The sequence below is a fragment of the Vibrio sp. 2-1-2a genome (genome assembly GCF_032648565.1).
Taxonomy (GTDB): domain Bacteria; phylum Pseudomonadota; class Gammaproteobacteria; order Enterobacterales; family Vibrionaceae; genus Vibrio; species Vibrio diabolicus.
Genome location: NZ_WBOH01000004.1, coordinates 386,294 through 409,090 on the forward strand (window position 1 = coordinate 386,294; position 22,797 = coordinate 409,090).

The following is a 22,797-nucleotide window of genomic DNA, read 5'->3' on the forward strand; positions in this document are numbered from 1 at the left end:
TTAATGAAACAACTAAACACCTACTATACAAAAGAAGAAGGCGAAGCAGCACTTGCCAAAATCGATGAGCCAAAACGCCTGGCTAGTGAACGTGACAGTACCGAAGTTATCTATAACCTATTTGGTATACCTAGCTGGGGAAACTTCTACAAACTAGATATGTTTAATCTCACAGCTCTCAAAATGATTGTACATCAAAAGCAAAATGGTCAACCCTATGACGAAAAAAAGCACCACGAAATCATCACGATGCTTCAATATGTTGCTAAGAGCTTTGATATAGAGATTCCTACTCACTGGAAATAGAAAAAATTATGTGTAGGTGGTCTTTGGTCTTACAATCATCCCTAGAACTAAAACAAAGAGTGACTTGAGGGCGTTCAATATCCCAGCGTACAGCAGCTTTAGCAAGCTATTTTCGTTCGGGAACACACCGTTGGTTTTGGTCAGTTTGCGGAACTGGCGGTGCAACGCTTCAATAGCATTGGTTGTGTAAATAGCTTCGCGTACATAAGCAGGGTATTTGAAAAAAACCGATAGATTTTCCCACTTATTACTCCAAGAACGTAACACCATCGGGACTGTTGCTCCCATTTTGATTCTAAGCGTTCGAGTTCCATTTCTGCGGCTTCTTTACTGACTGCTCTGCAGACTGGCTTCAGATCTGCCATGAACTCTTTTTGGTGCTTAGTGGCCACCTACTTCATGGAATTTCGGATCGGATGAGCGATGACACTGCTGAATCTCGGTATCAGGATAAATGGTTGCTATAGCTTCTGGGAAGCCGATCAGTCCATCTACACAGGCAATCAAGATATCCTCAACACCACGGTTATACAGATCCGTTAGCACGGAGAGCCAATAATTTGCCCCTTCAGACTCTGATAGGTATAGACCAAGCAGTTCCTTTTTACCTTCAATGTTTAACCCTAAGATCGTGTATATCGCTTTGCTGACATAGCGTCCGTCTTCTTTGATTTTATAGTGGATGGCATCAAGCCAGACAAACGGATAGAGAGCATCGAGCGGACGTTGTTGCCACTCTTTCAGCTCTGCTATCAAACTGTCTGTAATGCTCGTAATGGTGGCTTCTGATACATCAATACCGTATATGTCTTCCACATGTCCACGGATATCAAGATAGCTCATACCGAGCGAGAACATAGATAAGATCTTATGGTCGATCTCATCAGTCAGTTTGGTCTGGTTTTTCTTAACTAATTGCGGCTCAAACGACCCAGAGCGGTCACGTGGGGTATCCAGTTCAAATGAGCCTACAGAAGACTTAATCGTTTTCTTGCTGGAGCCATTCTTTCTGTTTGGTTGCTCATCATTTTTTAGGTGTTGTTGAAGCTCGGCCTTCAAGGCTGCTTCGGTGATCTGTTTAATGAGCGGAGTTAAAAAGCCATCTTTACCAGTTAGGTCTTGTCCGGACTGAAGTGCTTTAATGGCTTGTGCTAAATCGAATTCGTTGGTCATGTGTGAATCCTGTTTTGAGTATTCTACTGAAATGACACAAATTTCTAAACACTACCTATGACTTACACATAAGTTCTTCTCAAGATAAAAGAGCAACTCCTGAAAGTGTTTCATTTGATGCAGAGGTAGATATATCTTATCTACATGACCAACTTGCCTTCCGCTTCTGTAGTCACCATCTTGCCTAACTCTAGAGTAAGTTTCGGCTCTAGCTCTATAGTCAAAAACATAGTCGCAAAACTGCCAAAATACGCCTTTCACACATGGTATATCATACCAATAGATGTAAACTGTCTTATCCTTTATGCCATTGTGGTAAACTAACTGCTTTTGTTTGTTAAGTTTATCATCGCCATCCAATGTCATTGAATGGCTGTAGCAGTGTGTATTATCTATTTTTCTGCCAACCATGATGAAAGGCTTAAAGATACATTTGAACTCAAAGTAAAGAACAATACTTCCTGTTTCTGTATCTGTTATTTTAAAGTCAGGCATATTCAATCTTTCAGTGTCGGCACGCTCGCAGACAAAAGGCCAACTTCTTAAATTAAATTGCTCATTCATAAATTGCATGAAATGTTGCTCTAAATACGTCCCAATCTTTAAGTCATTTTGATGGTCTATCTTAGGTCTATTCCCTAGAAAATGTCCTTTACAGTTTTGACATGTGGCATCATTTGGTGGGTTTCTTAGCTTTTTATTGTCAAGAATTCCTACCTGATCAATAAACAGTTGTTTGTAATACCCCCCTGACTTTTGGTCGGGGTAAAACTGGGTATCATGAGGCTGCCCTACTATCCCCAACAGCCCTTGTCTACCGTTTCCAAAACTAACCAGCTGTCTGTATAAGCTAAATGATTCTCTGTAGTTTTCCATCGCTCACCCCTTTTTAACCGATGGGGTCAAAAAAACCGATTGAAATCAATCGGTTTTTTCCTGAATCTATCATTTTGTGGAATCAGTCAACTTCTAGCATTTTTGAAAAAACCTTCTCTAGATATAGGCTTCCACCATCTTCCATGAATAGAATATTCCGATTCTCAAGATCTTTTTTATCCTCTGAAATATTTATTAGATCGTCAAAATGCGTATCTGATAAGATAAACGCACTAAGAGATAACGCATTATCATCAAGTTTACGCTCGAGAGTTTTTATTTCTTGATAAAGACCAAACTTCGCATCATCTAAATTAAGATTTCGGATACCTTTTGGATCTACGAGGCTTAACCACTGCTTGCCCGTCTTATCGTCCACTAACCATAGTAAGAAATCTGGATAGAAGTTACCCGCTGTCGCAAAGCCTAATCCTTTCGATTTTGTATCAGCATTGCGTAATAAGTATAAACTCTTGTCACCAATAATCTCTTGGCCTTTTGGCGTTTCAATAAATCGCTCTAAGTCTCGAACGAAGGCCACCTCACTTGGGGCATCAAAAGCTGTCGGGCGCATTTTTAAAGGCAAATCAGCGTCTTTTTCTACAGAAAGTAATGGATAGTAAAGGTGTTTATCGAATGACACCGCCACCATTCCGGGAGCAGTCCATTCTTTTGCTTTACCGATATCTCCGCGAGTTACAATCTCTTGTAACTGCTCAAGTCGCTCCGCATAATCCATCCCTTCATCAGACTCCTCAATCTCGAAATGGTACATTCCGATCATACCAGGGTCGTCTTCTTGAACTTGAGTTACTTGATAGAATTGGCCTTCATAAGCATTCTTCAATGCTTGGTAAAAACGAACAGTGTAGTCAAGTAACAAACGCAGCATGATATCTTCTTGTTTCGAAACATCAGAAAATTGCTTAACGTCTAACTCTGACTTAGGAATTAGCAGAGTGTACCACTTGTTAGAAAAATCTGTTTTGCCCAGACAAAAATCCATCAAGCGTTGCTTATCAATGCGTAAGTTTGACCAACCTCGTTGCAACTTATAGTCCTGAACAGCAAGATATAAGCGATCAAAGTCAAATGCAGCGATAACCTTATAGTCGAGTTTACCTTCATAACGTACGTTAACAGGCGTGTTATCGCCTTTCCTACTTGTATCAATAGATTCAAGTTTTGGGTAAAGGTCCAACTTCACATGAGGCAGTTTAATTTTACCCTCAAACTCGGCTGGGACTTGGTACAATTCTGGGTAGTGAACTCTCTTAAAACCATGCTTTTGGTTGTCCTTATAGCCATCTTTTAACTTAAGCGTCTTAAGCTTAGTGGCGGGCAAGTTTGGACGAGTCTCAAAATTGAGTTCTAATATTTCATCGCTTGGTGTAATACCTTCATCTTCAAGGTATTGTTTAAACGTCGCCATGTAATCTGCACGAACACCAAAAATGTTCAAGGTTTCTAGCTTATCAAGGTGAATCCTTTTTGGCCTTTGAGCCGGTGTACTTCGTTTTAGCGAGTAATCTCGCCCTTTAAGACGTACACCACGGCCAAATAACTGGATAATCTGCGAACCTTCACCACGGCCCATATTCAAGAGCCCCATGGTCGATACACGCCAGCTACTCCAACCTTCGGTAAACTTACGCGAACCAATCAAAATATGCAGTTTCGAGTCTTTGTCGTTCAAGGTATGAAAGAGTGATCTCGCAAAATCATCCCTTTGATAATCAAAGGTGGTGTCCTCTTCACACATCTTGTAGAGCGACGGTGAATCGCCAATATTGATCAAACCAAAGGGTTCAGCCTCACCAACCTGAAGTGCCAATTCACCTTTACTGCCAATAAGGTTCAACACTCGGAGACGCTGACCTGAATGCGTCGTATTGAAAAGCTTTGCAAGAATATCGACATAAATACCTTCGGCGTCATGCATCAAAGCGGTGAAGCGCTTCTCAAAAATATTTCTACCTTTGGTATCTAGAATTCTAGCTTTGTTATCCACCAAGTCTTTTATCCAAGCTTTCGCTTGTGCTTCATGGTTTAAGAACCAGGCTAAAAAGCGTAAAACTGCGTGAATATCGGAGTCTTCACCACCAACAGTATTCCCCACAAAGACCCAAAGTGGTTTCTCAATGTTGAACTCTGCTAGCTGGTCTTTATTTTTGTTGAACAAGTACTGCTGCTGATAGAAGCTAAGCAAACATGCCGTGAAGTACTCATAGCGCCGCTCATCTTGCTTATCTTGCTCAGGGTTAAGGTTAAGGATCAGAGACTCTTTACCGTAACCATCCTCGTAGAAAAACTTGTAAGAGTAATCAAACAAAATAGACTTGCCGTAGACCTCTCGCGTTGCTTGAATACGGGCGTCACGCTTGGCCTCACTGTCTAGTTCAAGTTGTGCTAACTGTTCTTCTGTTAATTTCCCCAATGCTGTGGTTTCAAACAACATTTTTGCTTTTTTCTTTTTAAGATCCGTTTCGATTGCCTCGACGGTCTTTCCATCTGATACCGCCTGACCAAAAGTCGCGGAGTACTCAAACGCAAAGCCATCTCGCGTCAATTTATCTCGACGACGCATCCATGCACCAGCAGCAGTCCCTGTACCTTTATGGCCTTCATCAATCAGCACCAGGTTTTTGCCTTCAAAGGCCTCAACAGCTACCGTTTTATCTCCCATTTCATCAGCCAATTTATTGATATCAATAACTTCAATTGTGCCTCGAAATGGAGTTGGCTTACTTTTATCGAACAACTGAATATGCGAGAAACCTGAGTCATACAGCTCATTCATGTGCTGCTGTGACAAGCGCTCATCTGGAGTCAGTAGAATGATCTTGTCTGGGTAATGGCTGCTATTGCCGTTTTGGAAATAATGCAGATATTGCAGAATATTAACGTGCAGCAGCAACGTCTTACCCGAACCGGTCGCATTCCAAAACGCCAGCTTATTCAAATCATCTAATATATAATTTCTAAATTGATTCGCTCTGTCTTGTGCTGTTTTACTGTTCTCAACATTGTAAGCATCAAGCTCGCGATTCAAGCCATCAAGCAGCTCTTGCTTTCGGTTAAAGTGCCAGTCGAGGTAGATCTCCGTGAACAGTAAAGACAAGTACTGAAAGTACTTCATATTCAGTACTGTTTCTTCTTTACGGTTGCGGTGCTCGGTGATCTGCAGCCAGTGTTTAACAATGTTCAAGTCATAGCGGCGCAGTTCATCAAGGTCAACTAAATCCACTTCAAACAGATAGTTACTCAGCTCATGGAAAAATAAGCTTTGTCCATCATCATGAATACCCTCAAAACGGTCTTCGCCTAAACGGAGCTTCAAACCTTGCAATGTCCCGTCTTTAAAAAAACGAAACATAAAACGATTGAGTACCAGTTGTTTGTGAAAGCTCAGTTTACTGTTGCTCTTTTTCTTAACAGCTTTACCAGTAGACGATTTTTTGACCATGCTTAAGCCTCCTCAGCAAACATAAGGCTTAAGAACTCAGGTTCAATTTGGCGCAGTTTTAAGCTTCGAACGATTTCACCATCTTCACCTTCAACAGTAAATGCGGTTTGAACGTTATGATCACCGTTGATATAGATAACATCAAAGGTTTGTTCTTTGGCATAAAGATCAAAACGGTTTGCGTAGTCATTCAGCTTGTCGTAACCAATTTTGTCGCAATCACGCCATAGAACGAGGGTGCGCTCGCCAGTAGGCAAAGTACCCTCAATACGCACATAGCCGCGCTCAATATTGGATTCAATTGATTTTACATGCAGACCAAGTAAGTAATTAAATGTTTCAACCAGATCGATCGTTTTTCGCTCTGTTGCACCAGCAGAGTCCGTCGTAATATCCATTTTGTAGTCAAAAGGTCTTTGGAAAGACTTTAAATTTACCAATGATTCCTTACTTTCAACGTCAAGCATGTAGTTAATCAGATAATCAGTTTTTGCGTCTTCATCTAACATACTAAATAAGTCTGTATTAGATTGCTTCTTAACCAACGCAATGTTATTAAGGGTATCTTCATAGGATTCTAGCTTTAGAACTTTGGCAAAGAATTTAAGCCCCTTCCTTGGTGTTATTGCTCTACCACTTTTCCAATTATTCGAATATGCTGCTTTAACGATTCTAGGCTTTGTGACTGTATCGAAGTACTGGCCTTGTTCTACAACGACGAAACTAGCCGATTTATCATTATCTAGATTGGAATAATTATGCTCTATAACTGCATGCCCCGTAGTCCCCGAGCCCGCAAAATAATCAACTATCAGAGGTGTTTTTTTATTCTGCGTTGTTATATCTATACAACGCTTTACAAGATTTATGGATTTAGGGAAATCAAACCTTTTTTCACCAAGCATGCTTATAAGCAGAGAGTTCCCCCATTTACCGGCATCATACTCTCCGCCAGACCATACAGTCTTTGGTACAGATTGCTCATGTGTTAAAAATAGATCGTACTCGCCATTTTTTTCAATAACGGCTATTCGGTCCAAATTCTTTTCGATCGAATCTAATCCAAAATTCCATCGTCGCTCTATTCCATTTTGGTCTATCGGCCAGACCTCGATTAAGCCATCTTCTTGAAAAACATTTTTACCAGCAGGGTGGAAGTCATCGCTTGGAACATCTCCAACTCTTACTACCTTCCCATCGCAAATATAGATAGGATAGAAAGATAAACGACGTTCAGTTCTAAGTGAATTTTCTCCCCAACGTCTCATCTTTCTTGGTTTATCATTTTTTTCTAGCGTCCGCCCGATAGCCTCTTTATCATTTTCATTTGTCAAGAAAAGGCAATACTCATGCGTTCTATTAAAATCTTTCGTAATTGATCCCTTAGGGTTGTGGACAACTGTTACGCGTGTCAAACGATGTTCATTACTCAAAGATTCCATGATTTTTGATAAGTTAGTTACTTCCGAGTCATCAATGGCTACTGCTTTTACACCATCTTTAGACAGTAAACACATAGATAGCTCTAAGCGATTAGCCATTAAACTAGCCCAAGATGACCTTTTATATTCGTTCTTATACAAGATCGGCGTAGAGTTTGTATTATATGGCGGATCAATATAGATAAGGTCGACCTTCTCTCTATATTTATTTTTGAGCAGGTTCAAAGCTTGATAATTGTCAGAATTCACCAGTGTCCCATCTAAAAAATCATCAATATTGTCAACTGAACTAACTAGCTTAGCCTTGAAATCTTCACTAAATAGGCTTGTGTCAACTACTAACCAATCAGTGTCTATTAAATTATCCTTCGTAGCTTTTGAGTCAATAAGGCCTAATTTTTTCCATTCGTTCCATTGGGCTTCACATGATATGACATGTTTTTTTAAGTCTTCATTCAAAAGACAAAAAGAAACCAAATAGTTTGTAGAAGCCACAAATTTCTTTTTATTCCAAAGTTTTCTTTGGAAGTTTTCCAATTGAGCTAGAAACGTGATCAGGTCTCTGGCAACCGCGCGTAAACACTGAATCATTCGCAACTGCTTTTCGATACTTGCGAAGACTTCTGCATTTTGAACATTATCCAAATTCATAACTTCATTCTTGATGTAGAAATCAAGTTCATTAGTTAAGAAGCCACTGAGATCTTTATGAATAAAGTAATCTGAGGTATTGCGCTGAGTATAAGTCGTAAGATGACGTTCAAGTTCAGTACGGCTCGGGTTCTTCTCAGTGGGTGCACGCTTAGCTAATTCGACCCAATGCTTTTGGACAACTTGATCTGACAGAATGCTGGAAATAGCTGCTTGTACCAATGCATCTTGCTTAGTGCCTTTTTTCATTGCCTTGTATTCGAAGTGAATAACTAGCTCTTCTTTCTCAATGCTTTCACCGTCGACTAACTCCGTTATTTTTACAACTTCCACGGGTTGATAGGCTTGTTCGTATTCTTCACCATTATCATCGAGTTTAGTGCGGGTATGCGGCTCAATCAGAACAAAGCGGCGATCTGCATCGTTATCTTTGCGATTGTCTTTGGCTGTATCTGCGGCAAGCAACTTAAAGCTTACCTTACGACCATCATCCAACTTGAATGAATAGTTGGCGAAGTTCTCACCACTTTTGATGTAATATTGATCTTTATTCGCCCAATGCAGCATGACTTCTTCGCCAGCATAGGGGATCGCATAGGTGTCACCTTTGTAACGACGCTTGCTGATAAAGTCGCCGTTATCATAGTAGCGAGAAAAAAAGGTTAACAGATGAGAGAACACAGCGTTTTCATGCTCGCTGGCCCCTGAAGCCGCTGCCACTAATTGAACCTTCAATTCTTGCACTTTAGGGCTTTGATCTGGTTCAAATCCTGCGTCCGTTGCGGCCTTAATCGCTGCTTGCAACTGCTGCTCAAGATCAGCCTTATTCGCATTGCCAGCATCAGCCAGTGCAGACTGAATTTTGGATTTGAGCTTATTATCTAGGTAATCGTTTATCTCGTCTGCACGAGCATTAAGGATACGATAGATACCAAAATCTAGTTCCGGACGGTCAATCTGAAAAATCTCTTTTAGCTTTTTAACTAGCTCGTTGTACTTACTCATTGTTTTCTCTTTAAATTTATTAAATCACTTGCCAACGAATGGTGAATAATTCGGTTACTTCTGTCTTTTGTTTCATACGCGCTTCAAGAGCTGCTATCATTTCGTCGCGCTTATCAGCAATCTCATCTTCTACATCGAAGATTTCCATACGCTGACGCTTTTGCTGTCGTTCGAGTTTTTGCAGTTTTTCTTGGTTTAGCTTTTGCTCTTCCACCGTTAACGCATATCTTGATTCTCGTTTAACCGACTTGATCTGTGCTTTGGTATCTCGTAATGCTTCTTCAGCTGCGAACATTTTATCTTCTGCCCACTTTTCCAACTTTTCCCGCTCTACTTCGAATAACGCATTGTTTTGGTCCATCACTTCTGCAAGCTTGGCCTCAACCTGCCTGTTTTTTTGTTCAACCAAGTCAACGGGTAAAGTATGAACCTCAGCATCAAAAAAGGTATTGTTTACGGTTGCACCAATGCTAAACAGCCTCTTGCAAGCCTCACTGTCTACAAGCCGCCCACTGTCAGTTCGTGCGGTAAACAACAAAAACTCTTGGCGATTGAATGCATCGACAGCCAGCACATTTAAAGTTAACCACCCCGACTGCCCCTTCAGTTTTTCAGCGACAGAAACTTTGGCCGCATGATTGGTGCAATCAAAAACGAGCTCTGTATTACTGGTTTCCTGAGATTTAGCGGCATCAATAACATATTCACCCAAGGGATGGTTGATCCTGTACGCGAAACTGTGATGGTCCTGAACCTGAAGTTCACTGTCTCCTTTTCCCGCTTTTCTGAGCAACTGATATTGGCCTACAGGCATCTGATTGACTGACTTTTGAAGTGTAAAACGGTAGTTGTCATGGTCAAAGAGCGCTTGCTCTTTTAGTTGTTGGTGAGTAACGGCCCAAAACCAGCGGCCAACCTTATCCAAACGCTCTTTGGCCTCATCCAGTTTGATTTTTAGGATGTCATGAATATCTTCATCAAAATGCTCAAGTAGCTGCGCTTGTGTCTTTTGCATTTTGTTATTAATTTCGTCCTCTAACTCCTTTTGCAGCGAAGAGAACGCCGCTTCAATCTCGTCTGGCGTACGGCAAGACTCGTAAATCGATTGAATGCGTTTTTCGAAATCAACCCCGCTTTCGATACTGCCAATCACACTGTCCGAGGCTCCAAACACACCGTCAAAAAGATTAAACTTTTCTGTCAACAGCTCGAGCACCCGCTGATCTGCCTGGTTTCGTCGATTAAGGAAGTTAACTACAACAACATCAAACTTTTGCCCGTAGCGATGACAGCGGCCAATCCGCTGTTCGACACGTTGAGGGTTCCAAGGCAGATCATAATTTATCAGTAGCGAACAGAACTGAAGGTTAACGCCTTCTGCTGCTGCTTCCGTCGCAATCATAATTTCAGCATGGTCTTTAAAATGATCGATAAGCGCTGAGCGTTTATCGATTTGTGCAGACCCTGTAATGTGTGAGGAGCCTTGATACTCCTCACGCCACTGTTGATAAATCTTGTTAGCTTGCGGGGTGTTATTAGTACCACTGAAAGTGACAACCTTATTGGCGTAGCCGTTATTTTCTAAAAACTGAGCTAGATACTGCTGAGTGCGCATTGATTCAGTAAAGATAATAACTTTCTTGGCAGCCCCCATTTCTTGTAGTTGCGCGAAGCCTTTTTCCAAACCAACCAGTAACTCTTTAGACTTGGTATCTACGCTGATTCGCTCCGCTTTAGCAATCAGTAGCTCCAACTCTACAATTTCAGCCTGTAGGGCCTTTAGATCTATTTTTTTACCTTCTTGTTCTTCAGGTGCGCTTTCAAACTCATCAACAAAGTCATCTTCTAGATCATCATCCGTAATAATCTGCTGAACAATGTCTATTTCACTTTCATTAGCTCCATTTTGAGCTAGCTTTTCCAAACGGTACTTAAGGATCTGCAAGTTGTTCAGCACGGCCTTTGTACTCGAAGACAAGAGCTTTCTTAATATCAAGCCTGTTAAGTGCCTGTGCCTTTTGGGTAAGGCATAACTATCTTCTCGTTCTAGCAATAACTGCACACGATCATATAGCTCTTGTTCTTGTTCGCTAGGATAAAAAGGAATAGTGATCGCTTTACGTTCTGTGTATTTGATGTACTCGAGCACATTCTTGCGCAGTGTACGTTTTACAAAACCAGCCAAACGCTCTTTTAACTCCAAAGTATCGCTATCTGCTTGCATGAACTGCTTGCGAAACGCTTTTGGATCGCCGAAAGCATGCTCGTCGATCAGAGTCGACATTCCATAGAGCTCCATCAAAGAGTTCTGTAACGGTGTTGCGGTCAATAACAGCTTCTTTCGACCATCTAAAGCACGTTTGAGAACCTGCCCCATTTTGTTGCTTTCACGGTGAGCATTTCTTAGTTTATGGGCTTCATCAATAACAACTAAGTCCCACATTTCTGCGACCAGCTTGTCTTCTAACCTTGCTGCATAATGGTAAGACATAATGATGATTTGCCTGTTATTCAGTGGGTTATATATGCCATCTTTTTGAAACTGGTTATAAGTTTTCGCATCAATTACTTGCGATGGTAGGTTAAACTTCTCTGACAACTCACTGGCCCACTGACGTCTCAAAGACGCTGGGCAAATAATCAACAGCTGTCGTTTACGTTCAGCCCAGTACTGACAAAGTACCAACCCCGCCTCAATCGTTTTGCCCAGACCTACTTCATCAGCAAGCACCACACCTTTGCTTAGCGGGTTTTCAATGGCGAAAAGCGCCGCTTCAATTTGGTGTGGGTTTAGATCGACACTTGCATCAAACAGCGACTGCGACAATCTATCAACACCGTTGTTGGCATGAAGAATAGAAAGCTCATGAGCAAAATATTTTGCATGATACGGCGTGATATTGTTCATTCATCTTCCTCATAACTCGGTGCCAAAGCTAAGCTTGGTACTCCACACAATGCTTTCTTGTTTTTTAGCCACAGTTGATATTCGAGCCCTTTTAATGAATGATTTTGCGAACAGTCAACATTCCATCGCCTTAGTAAATAGCCAGCTGTTGCCGCTCTAACTTCAATTTTCATTACTCCATTGACCATACCATAGTCCAGCTCAATCGCTTCACCGTGTTCTATTTTCGGGTGAGGTACTAATTCTAGCTCTACAAAAAAGTTCCATTGCCGATCTTGTGTTTCGAGTTCAGATTCAGAAAGGACTGAGCTATCAAGCACTTCAGCATCTTTAATCCTAGTCAGTACAAAATCTCTGAATTCACACTGCATGCGGTCAAAACCACGGACATGCCAACGTAAACCATTGTCCACCAGTGTATGCGGGACAATTTCACGCTTTGTTTCACCGCTTGATAGAGACATGTAAGTAATACTAAGAGCTTTACGTTTGTATATGGCCTCGGTGACTTTTGCCACTAACGATAAACTTGGCTTGTTCACGTGATAATGGGCTTCACAAGCAAGTGTGGGTTTTATCTTCCCGGTAAAACCATCACCATATCCTTGACTGATTGTGGCTAATGTTCTCACTACGTCATAATCAAACAAGGGTTCAAAAGATTCACCACGTTTATGCAACTTGAGCTTTTGGTCATACTTAATATTACCCGGTGCAAGTTCTCGATACAGGGTGAAATCTTTGGTTGCTTGGGTTGGTGCGATACCGAATCGCCCAACCAAATCAGCTCGTACAGCTTCACCTTTGAATAACAAAGTGAAATCAATGTGCGCTATACGCTCCCTGGTAGCTTGAGGTAATGTATTTAATTCTACCTCCGCCTTAATCTTGACATTTTTTCTTATCATTCAGATCGTTATCTCTCAAAAACCGATTGAAATTTGAGACGAGACTTCACCCTTTACTCTTCTTCATCACATTTAATCAACCTTCGAGCTATCTATACTGATAGCAAGGAATACCACATACCCAACCTAATTAAATTTATTAGGTCTTACATTATCACGTATTTTGTCCCTAAAAAATATTAAGCAGCCTGCTTTTATCTCTTTTACTATGGAACCGTAGGTCTCAGAAAAGAAAGTAGTTAAGATCTTAGCACCTCAACTACTTACTAGTTATTATTCTTTAACAGCACCTAACTTACTCATCATCCAATCTTCAACCTCCTTTTCATTCCAGGCCTTACGTTTACCTAATACGGTGAAGTTTTTTGGAAACTCCCCATTTTTCATTAGCTTATAGATGGAGCTTTTGCATAGTGTTGTTTTGGTTTCCACTTGCTCTAAATTAAGAAAATTCAACATTTTAAAACCTTGTTATGTAGTTCAACTCATAACAAAGGCCGCTACGTTATTTTTTACTTTTCCTACTCGCCTACTCTAAGGCTACAGCTAATAGTTCCTGTAAAGAGCAACACACAAAGATGAATCACTTGCTGGAACTACCAGCAAGTGATTCATTGTCCTTACAACTGACGTTTCGTCGCCAGGAGAGCGTATCTATAAGCTGCATCTTTTCCTGCTGAACAGGCAGCGACTTTTCTCACCTCAACACGCTTCTCCGCGCTTCTTTCATCCACCAGCCGCCAGAGCTCTGCATTAGCTATCGATTCTTTATTTGCTTTACGCCAATCTCGTCGCTTCCAGCCATCTAACCACTCATTAAAGCCTTTGACGCAATAATCGCTGCTTGAATAGATAATATCGCCATCTCTCGCATGCTTTAACCCAAAAGCAAGCGCTGACAGCTCTAGGTAAGTTTGGTCTGCGACATAGTCAAAATACTCCCAATCTTCATGTTCAATGCACGCATCATCATCGATCACGATTAAGCCAACACCGCCAACAAGACGACCTCTTTGCTTTCTCACCATGGCCGCTTCTACATAAATTTCTGTCTTCATTGTCATACTCTCCAGAGACTAATAAGCCGATACATTCTTTGATTTGGCTTGATTGTTAATAACTTGCTTTACAGCGATTCCTACATAACAACTGCAAGTCAGTTATTTTTTACCTGTCTCTGGGCACGCTTGCTTTCTATCCTCCAATTCCTAACAAGCCTGATTTAAAACCCTTTCAGATATATTTCATCAGTACGCAGAACCAAACAGATACCCCAAGGAGCCCTTATGCGTACCCAAAAGACTGACCATGACTACCCCTTTGAGACTTCAGAACTCAATGAACTGCTAGAGCGTGCAGCCGAAGCACTGGCTACGAAATACAAACGTGAAGGCACGTTCACTAACCCAACCAATGTCAAAGAGTATTTAAAGCTCAAATTAGGAGCTCATGACCGCGAAGTGTTTGCCGTGATGTTTCTTGATAATCAACATCAATTGATCAGTTTCGAAGAGTTGTTCTTTGGCACGATTGACGCCGCTTCGATTTATCCCCGTGAAGTATTGAAGACAGCACTAAACCACAACGCTGCCGCGGTGATTTTTGCCCACAACCACCCTTCCGGCATTGCTGAGCCTAGCCAAGCCGACAAACGCATTACTCAGCGACTTATCGACGCTCTAAAGCTCGTGGATATCCGTGTTTTAGACCACATCGTTGTTGGTGAAGACTGTGTCTCATTTGCTGAAAAAGGATTGATATGAGTGAGTTTATTGTTTCCGGGCTTAATGATGAGCTCGTTACTCCAATGCATTGCTTTCTTGATGCCCTGCTATTGGACAGCACCATTCCTAATACAGTTGAACGATTAGCGTTAAACATACGCTCTCAAGAGACTGACCAACGATTTCAGCCCATTGAAATTCAATTAGAACGCACATCCAGTGATTCGCCCTGGCAGCTTCGCTTTATCGCAACCTTTGATGTTGTCGTCACAGGTACGCCACAAAAAGAGTTATCGCTGTATTTCAACTTCGCGGGTTGTTGGTTCTATCACCCTGAAATCAAGCAGTGCAGCTTACAAAGGCCAGAAGTACAAACCTTACTCGCCAGTTGGCTTACAGCAGTCACTCGATCGCTCATCGCACACTCTGCAATCTCAATCGACATTACCCCCATTCGCTAATCTCCATTTCTCTCAAAGAGGTCACTATGAATCAAGCTGCTAACCTGGCTATGTTCGCATGCAAGCGAGCCAAGCCTTCACTCCAACTCAAAGACTTAATCAAACGCTCTATTCATGATGTTAATTACCGAGGGCGGCTGACTATCCGTTTTAAGGACACTAGTTACCACCCGAAAGAAGGCGGGTTTCATCCTGTCTCTATCACCATCGATATTAAAGACAGCCATATAGCCATTAGGGAGATAACGGACCGCGTTTATGTGGGTGACGTGACACCGGAACTGGTTCCCGACCTGACTTTTGATTTTGCTAACAACGTCGCTTTCGCACGCTTTAGCGGCTGGCTTGGCATGCACCTACAAGAAACAACCGAGCTATATGAAATGTGGGAGAGTAACTTTCTAGCTTATGTGGCAATGGACGCTTACAACCAAATTCAGATTAAGTGTGGCTAACAACCAAAGCCAATCCACTTACTACCCCAGAGCACTCCCCTTCCCTTACCAAACATTCAACAAAACCACCCGCATAGAGCTACGCCGATGCCTGCTTCCCATATTGTTAAAACGGGAAGCTTCAATCCCTTATTGCACAAAAGGTTCTCGATATCGTCAGCTCTGTGCTTCCCCAAAAAACCTTCTACAGACAAAAAAGGAAGCAGATTATGGCTGAGGTCCAAGCAATCAAAGACAATGACACCATACGCCTGGTTGGTCATCTATTGAGTATTCGTTGTAATCCGCAAATGGCCGATGTGTGGCATATCGGATTAAACCTGGCACTGCGGATTTCTGATTTGTTATCGATCCGCTTTGAAGACATTCATGGTGACCGACTTATTATTCGTGAAAGCAAAACCGGCAAGCTGGCAAACATTCAACTCAATACCAAAGCACAGCAGCATATTGCTAGATTAAGGGAGCAACATCCCGACCACATCTATTTGTTTCAATCCCACCGATGCCAACAGTTGAAAAACAAACCACCGCAGCCAATCACGCGACGTGCTGTGTCCATGGCATTTCAACAAGTAGGCCAAGAGCTAGATATCGCTTTAGGTACTCATTCGATGAGAAAGACACGAGGCTACTTTCTTTACCAATCTACAAAGGATATAGCCCGTGTCATGAAAATGCTTCGTCACACATCTGAGGGCGTCACCCTTCGCTATATCGGTATCACTCAAGATGAAGTCGATAAAGACTTTGTTTCTCTTGAACTTTAAACCGGGTCATTTAGTGAGGGGGCGGGACCGCCAATCCCTTATAAACATTAAGCTCAGAGCCTTTTTGAGTTTCGCAATTATTACATTTGAGAGCAAATAACATGAACCCATATCACGCAATAGGAAGCTTTCTAGTTGGCAGTTTATCGAAAAGTTTAATCCAAAACTTATTCTGGAAAACCAATCAACCAATCAGAGGTAGCATTGTATATTGCGATCTCGCATTTGGTACTGCTGAGCATTCGGGTGTCTACGTGGGAAATGGACGTATCATCCACCGTAATGGCAAAGGTCTTATCGAAGCCGTATCAATTCATCAATTCCTAGCAGATACCACAGCCCTTTCCATTTACGTGAGTTGCAATGCTCACGGCCATTCCATTGGCAGCGAGTTTACCGCTCAAATTGCAGAAGCCATGCTAGGTGTGCAAACAGACTATTCTCTGTTAAATGAAAACTGTCATCAGTTCTGTAGCTACTGTCTAAGTGGTGACATCTTCTCAAACACCTTCACATTGACTCAGCTTAAACGTGACGCTCGTGCGCATATTCAAGCGAGTCAGTGGGGCGTATGGGACTTAAGGCATCGTCATAAAGGATAAGGGGATTCTCTCCCCTTTTTTTTAACCCCTTAGTCGAGGTTACCTAGTGCTACAGCCAAAGCAACGATGCCCCTCACCATAGCGCTTAGTTCTCTTCTTAGCTAGATAGCTAATACGATAAAACAGCTCCGAATATTGCTCGGCAAAGTATTCACTATTTTTTTCGATATAGTAACTATGGTTAATCGGAAAATGGACCAAACCTAAAGCCTGTTCCTCACTACACCCTAAAGCGCTTCTCCATGCACCAATAATAAGGTTTGCCAAAGAATCTCTTTGTTTATAGCGACCAATTGTGAAAAAGCGGTCTTTATTGAAAAGCAGAACAAGGTGATAATGCTCATGCATTGATGTGTCCTGCTCTCTAGCCCATGCGTATCTCACTTTGCACTGAGCTGCCCTCTTGCCCATTCTTTTCCTTCGTATTCCTTGAGCTTTAATCTTTTCACTTAATGAATCTTTGAACCGCGACATTAGCTTTGTACGACGAATGTTATAGCTCACAGCTTCATCGCGAGTAAGATCATCAAGAAAGCCATGAGACGGTAGTCGCAAGTCGACTCGTATCGCATAGGTTCTAGGGTACTCTTCGATAGAGTAGTTCATTGTTTCGATTAACTGCTCTAAATAACCTTCTTCATTATCTTTAAGAGTGCCTAGAATAAGTAATCCGTTGTATGTTGATTCTTTCATGAGTAAGTACCTGCTGGATGTGTTCACAGGTATCCCTACTCATATAATTTTTTACCTCATATTCCATCACCTACTTAGGGGTAGGTGTAGTAACGTTAATTAACCCTTTAAAGCGTATATTACTGTATCTGTCATTTCCTATTGACAATTACTTCTCGACTAACCTTTAGCGACAAAGCTTTGCCTAACATAACTAAACGTAAAACTGCTCGGAACTTATCAATAACATCAAAGCGATTTATGAACGATTAATCGTACAAAAAAACGCCTTTAATTACCCAAGCATCTTCATCCGAACCAGGCTGAAAGACAGCAGAATCACTATCAATCACGCTGAGCTCACCTGAGTATGCATTACCTATATTTGACAGCACATAACAAGAGGTTTCTGTTCTAACGAAATAGATATCGAAGGGGCCCTTTGACTTGCTTTTTGTGATCTGCTCACGAACGATACTTAAGAAAAAATCAGAGAAATGATCAATATCCCTAAGCCATATCTTATGAAGATCGTTATTTACCTCCTCCAAGTTCGTCAAAGCAATAATATCTCGACTACAAGCGTGGTAGTCTATCGTTAATTTGTCTCGAATATTTTGTGATACTAGTTCGTCAAAAAAGTGGTTCAGCCTGCCTAAAAGGTTATGTCTAATTATCTCATTCGACAAAAGATTCCATCCTCTTTGGCCTTGTGCTATTCGACTCCTTATCCGCTGATTAGGCTCACACCCAAGCATCTTCTCTGCTTTAAAACCTATTAACTCAATCCTACTACCACCAAACACCGTTGGGTCTATGATGCAAATCGAATGACTCTTTTTGTATAGGTAAGGTGCATTACAACCAGCGACAAACTTCAAAATAAATCTATCAGCTACTAACTCGTTTATGTAACGGCGTAACCTTTGCCTTGTCATTCCGGTCACTTTAGAAAGATGAGAAAAACTAATACTTTCAATAACCCCTAACTCATCCGTTAAAGAAACCAATACAACTTTAAGTAGTCGCTTCGCCAACGCTTCAGCACGTTCATCTGTTAGGGATCCTCCAATACCTAGTATTGCTAGAATTGAAGCTAACTTCTCATTAGGGCACGCCTGAGAGCGATCAAAACCTGCTGGACAAACGACAGCATACGATGACTGCTCATTATTAAAAATTACCTTATCACACATGCATAAGCGTGCTACCGAACCACGAACTGTCGACTCTTTTATTTTTAACTTTTCCGCCAGAGATGCAATTGATAGGAACACATTTCTTTGTTCTCTAGTACACCAAATCCAATGTAAGTATACGACTTTGTCCTGAGGCTTAAGCCCTTTCCAGGACTGGAGAATTACACTAATCACGATCGCCACTTTTCATTTATAATACCTATTAAGTTTATAATATCATAATTTTTGACAGTATATTATTTACATGTAAAGCTACATGTAGCAAAACAAGTTAAAGGAAAGATAGTGAGTAAGGAAATCGATAATTTTAAGAAGTGGGTTAATTTTAAGAACAAGAAAATGACCCAATGGGTAACTGAGTATTTTACTAAAAAAGGGATACCTAAAAGTCTTCCTTCCGTGGACGACATACTTACAACCTCTCGGCAACAGAACATCTTAGAGCAAGCTGAGCACTACTTTTCTAGAATTCCAGAGCCAGCTTTAAGGAAAGAGAAACTATCGAACATGAAGAAATCTTGGGCGCAATACTGCCGAAGAAAAAAAAGAGCAAGAAAAGTGCATACTGTCTATGTTGATGACAAAACTCACACTTTTCTCAAGAAGGTTAAAAAGAAATATCGATTAGATAATTTAGGTCAAGCTGTAGAATCAATTATCGATGGAACGGCACTTAAAAGAGAGATTCGAAGGCTAGAAAGAGATAATGACTTACTGAATAAAAAGCTCGAAAGTTACGATTTGCTAAAGGCGAAAAGCCGTCAGAAGGAGGGCCAATTAGAAGAAATGCGTAATAAAGTAGACTCACTTGAAGAGAGAAACTTAATGTTGACGAAAGCGCTCGAACAGTTAACCGACTCACTATCTTCCTAGTTAATAAGCTCCTAAAACTAAAATTCATGCTTCATCCTTAAGGAATAGCCCTAGATGCATCAGGAGATTGATAAACACGAGCAGCATAGACAGAAAAGCCATCAAAAACGCAAGCTATTCCTGATTATATGTGACACTGACAATTACGCTGAATTATATTATATGTATACAAGCGTCGATGTATCTTTTAGAGCACTTCAGGTCAACTTATCGGGCAAGCTCTCACATATTGATAGATTTATATCAACAAACGCTTGCCAAGTATAAGTAGAAGCATAATGCCTTCTATACTGTAGTTCTACTCGACAAATATCCGGTCTCGTATCATAGATACGACATTGTTTATTTTCCACATTGAGATGACGGCAAATGCCGTCACCTCGGTCCAAGCTCTTGGTCTCTGCGGATAAATCAACATTCGCACAACATTTACCGCATGAATAGCAAGGGAAAAGATTTAGGGTAACTTGGTTCATAAACTCATCAACCAAGCTCTAGTACTATCTAGGTTGTTGTCTTCAAAAGGTAACTCTATCTCTCTTCGACTTACTTCTTTCGACAACATCATACTTCTTTCGTATTCACAACTAACAGATTCTAAGTTGTCGACAAGTCCAGCTAGTTCATCAGGTGAAAGATTAAACTCAACTTTGGAAAGCTCAATCAAGTATCGATCAAGTTCAGCATTTACCGTCTGGAAGTATTCCAAGGTTCTCTTTTCTACTGACTTAAACTGATCTAGGTAATCCCATACTTTTCGCATTAATTTACTGTGATCTAAAAAGTATGTGATACCAATAGTCATTATGCCCGTAGCCACCGCGCTAACAAACGAGGCTAGTTCAATACCGAGAGGAAATGTCATCAGCGAGGCTAACTGTTGGTTAAGCATCACTCCCATTGCAACCGCAACACCAGTAGATAAAATACGTGTAACTTCTCGCACCAAAGCTCCAGGGCTAAGTCTCTGCGGATTAAAGAACAAGACTTTAGCAGCCGAAACTAGACTTGACCAAGTTTCACGGAGGAGTTTTCCAATCAACTTTTGAGTGGTGAAAAAGATGTTCATTATGGTCGAACTTAAGCTAGACAGGGCACCCGCTAAAGCCCCGTTTTTAAACTCTTCCAGAATATCTTTGAATCGAGTTTTGACCCTATCCCAAATTTTTAGTGCGGTAACCTTTAGCTTATTTAGGAACTTATCAAGTGTGAAGTTTTCTTCTTTATCTTTAAAGATCTGAGGAATTGTATCTTTTATTTCAAACCAAACTTCAGCAAGAACAAGCCCTAATGCCTGTCTAACCCCCATAGCGAAACCAGCTTTACTAGACGCCATAGCAGTACTCTTAAAAAACTTACTGCTGGTATAGTAAGTGAAATTGATCTGCTTATCGTACTGCTGTCTTGCTCTCTTATCCGCCTCACGCATTTTGTCTTCATCAAGACTCTCAAGAACAGCAACCTGTTCACTTTGCTTGGTGATTTTATCTGCTAGTTTACGTTTTTCATGCTTTTGCTGTTTAGTTTCCGAGGGCATAGAAGCTAAACGCAGTTTATCTCTTTCAATATTTTTACGCTTGTTCTCAATTGTCCTTGGTACAACGGTTCCTAAGAAATCATCCATAGAATGATCTGACTTGAGGTTGTTGATGTAATAATGTGTCGATTGAAAATTTGAGTTCTGATTGGCAAGTTCTACGCCGTCTAGCCCTGCAAGCACTCTTCCCGCATCATTATGGACTTCATGCGATGAAATGATGTGGTCTAGTTGGCGTTTTTCATCCTGAGACATAAGCTGGTTACGATATTCGTCTGGTAAATTACCATCATGTTGCAGCTTTTTGTCTTCCTTTCCCTTCGCCTTATAATTCTGATGAGAGTGGTAGCGATCTTCTCTTTTGGGTTTGTTCTTTCTATCAGTTACGATACTTCCGTCAGCATGATGTTTAACTGGTTTGTAATCCCCTTTATTCGCATACTCTGCTTGAACACTCTTTGAGACATAGATTTCAGCATCACCTTTTTGGTGCTGGCGAACATTGTGAACGGTTGCAACATCACCACCTTTTTTGTCTTCAAAAAGTAAAAAATCCAAACCGAACGTCGTAACTAAACTTTTAGTAACCGTCTTATTTAGCTCATCGACTAGCGCAAAATGTTGTGAATTGGTTTCTGACATACCATACAGCTCCATTGAAAAGGGAGAAAAACCTCCCTTTATATCTCTTCGAGGACAATACTTACTTGTGAGTATTACTCGATTTTGCAAGCGTAGCTTTTATTCCAGGCTCATTGATCACTTGCATTCCATCGCTATCAGTTTCAATTTGAACAATGTTTTCATCATTTAATACCACATTACCCTGTGCGTCTTTTTTAGGTTTAAACAGCGGTGTTGTAATGATATCAGTGAGAATAGCGGCAATTTGGTAGCCATTTTGAATTAGACGAATAACGTCATCTTCGAACTTGGAAATGTCAGATTTGTTCGATAGCAATTGCTCAAAAGCTTTTAGGCTATCAAAGTATTCTTTAAATACTGAATACAGGCGTTCTATCTCTTTGTAAATTCTATCGGCATATAACTTAGTTTTGGCTAGTTGTTTACGCCCCTTATCCATCTTACCTACAGCTTCGTTAACTTCTGCTCGAGTTTTTCTTGCATCGCTTAATGCTTCCTCCGCATGAGAGGCAAAAGCCCACCCAGCAATCGCCATAATAGGAGCTGCAACAACACCACCAAGAACCATCGCACCTCCAGCCATACCAAAGCCACCAGCAGCAAGGGAACCTCCGCCAATAGCGGCCATAGTTGCGTTATATGCAGCAGCGCCAGATAGAGCGGCAATCGGTGTTCCTGTTGAAGCGGCAGCCATAGCCATAACGCCACCGTATACAGCATATGCAGCGGCAGCACCAGCAGCTCCAGCTCCAGCGACCTTACTCATGTAAGCTGTTGTAGATAACGCGAGACCATCTATCTCATCAAGCTTATGCTGAGGGAAGTCAATTTCTAGCTCCTTAGAGTTGGATTGATTCAATTTAACTAAAAGCTTTTCTGCAATTGTTCTGAACTCTTTAAAATCGTTACCAACTTGTAGTTGAAACTCACCGAGGCTGGTTAAACTTTTATTTGTCTGTTCATTCTGTTTGTCAAAGATAGTTCTCTCTTCATCGTACTTTCTCTTTGCAGACTCAATAATATCGTTTGCTTCAGACTTATCTTGATACCCGTCGTAGCCTTTTTTAGCTCCATAACTTGCTGCTGCAACAGCAGCACCTGCTAAAATAAATGGTAATGGCATG

The 22,797-nt window shown here is 41.2% G+C and carries 19 protein-coding genes and 1 pseudogene; 7 read left to right on the top strand and 13 right to left on the bottom strand.

What is annotated here, in order from left to right; genetic code table 11:
* Positions 1-3 precede the first annotated feature (3 nt).
* Positions 4-306 (top strand): hypothetical protein, encoded by a 303-nt coding sequence (locus F7Y48_RS13595; protein WP_258693478.1) that lies wholly within the window; start codon positions 4-6, stop codon positions 304-306.
* Positions 307-312: 6 nt separating this feature from the next.
* Here F7Y48_RS13595 and F7Y48_RS13600 read toward each other — a convergent pair.
* The 8 genes and pseudogenes from F7Y48_RS13600 to F7Y48_RS13635 all read right to left on the bottom strand — a co-directional run bounded on the left by F7Y48_RS13600 (position 313) and on the right by F7Y48_RS13635 (position 13,793).
* Positions 313-1,479, bottom strand: a pseudogene (locus F7Y48_RS13600) (IS256 family transposase).
* Positions 1,480-1,530: 51 nt separating this feature from the next.
* A complete protein-coding gene (locus F7Y48_RS13605; RefSeq protein WP_316684673.1) occupies positions 1,531-2,355 on the bottom strand; it encodes a hypothetical protein in 825 nt (274 codons plus the stop codon).
* A gap of 82 nt (positions 2,356-2,437) precedes the next feature.
* Positions 2,438-5,821, bottom strand: a complete 3,384-nt coding sequence (locus F7Y48_RS13610) for a DEAD/DEAH box helicase family protein (protein ID WP_316684674.1) — start codon at positions 5,819-5,821, stop codon at positions 2,438-2,440.
* 2 nt (positions 5,822-5,823) lie between these two features.
* Positions 5,824-8,919: a DNA methyltransferase gene (locus tag F7Y48_RS13615; protein WP_258693481.1), complete on the bottom strand. Its 3,096-nt coding sequence runs from the start codon at positions 8,917-8,919 to the stop codon at positions 5,824-5,826.
* A 19-nt stretch (positions 8,920-8,938) separates the two neighbouring features.
* On the bottom strand, positions 8,939-11,827 hold the full coding sequence (locus F7Y48_RS13620; protein WP_316684678.1) for an SNF2-related protein: 2,889 nt from the start codon (positions 11,825-11,827) through the stop codon (positions 8,939-8,941).
* Positions 11,824-12,735, bottom strand: a complete 912-nt coding sequence (locus F7Y48_RS13625) for a WYL domain-containing protein (RefSeq protein ID WP_258693483.1) — start codon at positions 12,733-12,735, stop codon at positions 11,824-11,826. The genes F7Y48_RS13620 and F7Y48_RS13625 overlap by 4 nt, the downstream gene beginning before the upstream one ends.
* Before the next feature lie 273 nt (positions 12,736-13,008).
* Positions 13,009-13,194 (bottom strand): AlpA family phage regulatory protein, encoded by a 186-nt coding sequence (locus F7Y48_RS13630; RefSeq protein WP_046874118.1) that lies wholly within the window; start codon positions 13,192-13,194, stop codon positions 13,009-13,011.
* Positions 13,195-13,355: 161 nt separating this feature from the next.
* On the bottom strand, positions 13,356-13,793 hold the full coding sequence (locus F7Y48_RS13635; RefSeq protein WP_316684680.1) for an RNase H family protein: 438 nt from the start codon (positions 13,791-13,793) through the stop codon (positions 13,356-13,358).
* Positions 13,794-14,021: 228 nt separating this feature from the next.
* Between F7Y48_RS13635 and radC the strand changes: the two genes are divergently transcribed.
* The 5 genes from radC (at position 14,022) to F7Y48_RS13660 (ending at position 16,747) form a co-directional block, all read left to right on the top strand.
* Positions 14,022-14,498, top strand: coding sequence for a RadC family protein (gene radC / locus F7Y48_RS13640; protein WP_029834116.1), 477 nt, complete (start codon positions 14,022-14,024; stop codon positions 14,496-14,498).
* Complete coding sequence (locus F7Y48_RS13645) at positions 14,495-14,920, top strand: DUF2787 family protein (RefSeq protein WP_316684683.1); 426 nt, start codon at positions 14,495-14,497, stop codon at positions 14,918-14,920. Before radC ends, F7Y48_RS13645 begins: the two co-directional genes overlap by 4 nt.
* A 26-nt stretch (positions 14,921-14,946) precedes the next feature.
* A complete protein-coding gene (locus F7Y48_RS13650; protein WP_316684684.1) occupies positions 14,947-15,375 on the top strand; it encodes a DUF2787 family protein in 429 nt (142 codons plus the stop codon).
* A 209-nt stretch (positions 15,376-15,584) separates the two neighbouring features.
* Positions 15,585-16,145, top strand: a complete 561-nt coding sequence (locus F7Y48_RS13655) for a tyrosine-type recombinase/integrase (RefSeq protein ID WP_316684685.1) — start codon at positions 15,585-15,587, stop codon at positions 16,143-16,145.
* Between the two features lie 101 nt (positions 16,146-16,246).
* Complete coding sequence (locus F7Y48_RS13660; RefSeq protein WP_316684687.1) at positions 16,247-16,747, top strand: lecithin retinol acyltransferase family protein; 501 nt, start codon at positions 16,247-16,249, stop codon at positions 16,745-16,747.
* A 39-nt stretch (positions 16,748-16,786) separates the two neighbouring features.
* Here the strand turns inward: F7Y48_RS13660 and F7Y48_RS13665 are convergent, their stop codons facing one another.
* Positions 16,787-17,440, bottom strand: coding sequence for an inovirus Gp2 family protein (locus tag F7Y48_RS13665; protein ID WP_033905931.1), 654 nt, complete (start codon positions 17,438-17,440; stop codon positions 16,787-16,789).
* A gap of 248 nt (positions 17,441-17,688) precedes the next feature.
* Positions 17,689-18,792 (bottom strand): hypothetical protein, encoded by a 1,104-nt coding sequence (locus F7Y48_RS13670; protein WP_316684690.1) that lies wholly within the window; start codon positions 18,790-18,792, stop codon positions 17,689-17,691.
* Positions 18,793-18,903: 111 nt separating this feature from the next.
* On the opposite strand from F7Y48_RS13670, the gene F7Y48_RS13675 reads away from it, so the two are divergent.
* Positions 18,904-19,491, top strand: a complete 588-nt coding sequence (locus tag F7Y48_RS13675) for a hypothetical protein (RefSeq protein ID WP_316684692.1) — start codon at positions 18,904-18,906, stop codon at positions 19,489-19,491.
* Between the two features lie 197 nt (positions 19,492-19,688).
* Here F7Y48_RS13675 and F7Y48_RS23600 read toward each other — a convergent pair whose 3' ends face one another.
* From F7Y48_RS23600 to F7Y48_RS13685, 3 genes are all read right to left on the bottom strand, one after another.
* The gene (locus F7Y48_RS23600) at positions 19,689-19,967 is read right to left on the bottom strand and encodes a YkgJ family cysteine cluster protein (RefSeq protein ID WP_410483272.1); all 279 of its coding nucleotides are present in this window, start codon (positions 19,965-19,967) and stop codon (positions 19,689-19,691) included.
* On the bottom strand, positions 19,964-21,670 hold the full coding sequence (locus tag F7Y48_RS13680) for an ATPase (RefSeq protein ID WP_316684694.1): 1,707 nt from the start codon (positions 21,668-21,670) through the stop codon (positions 19,964-19,966). The genes F7Y48_RS23600 and F7Y48_RS13680 overlap by 4 nt, the downstream gene beginning before the upstream one ends.
* A gap of 61 nt (positions 21,671-21,731) precedes the next feature.
* A complete protein-coding gene (locus tag F7Y48_RS13685) occupies positions 21,732-22,796 on the bottom strand; it encodes a hypothetical protein (RefSeq protein ID WP_046874126.1) in 1,065 nt (354 codons plus the stop codon).
* Between the last annotated feature and the right edge of the window lies 1 nt (position 22,797).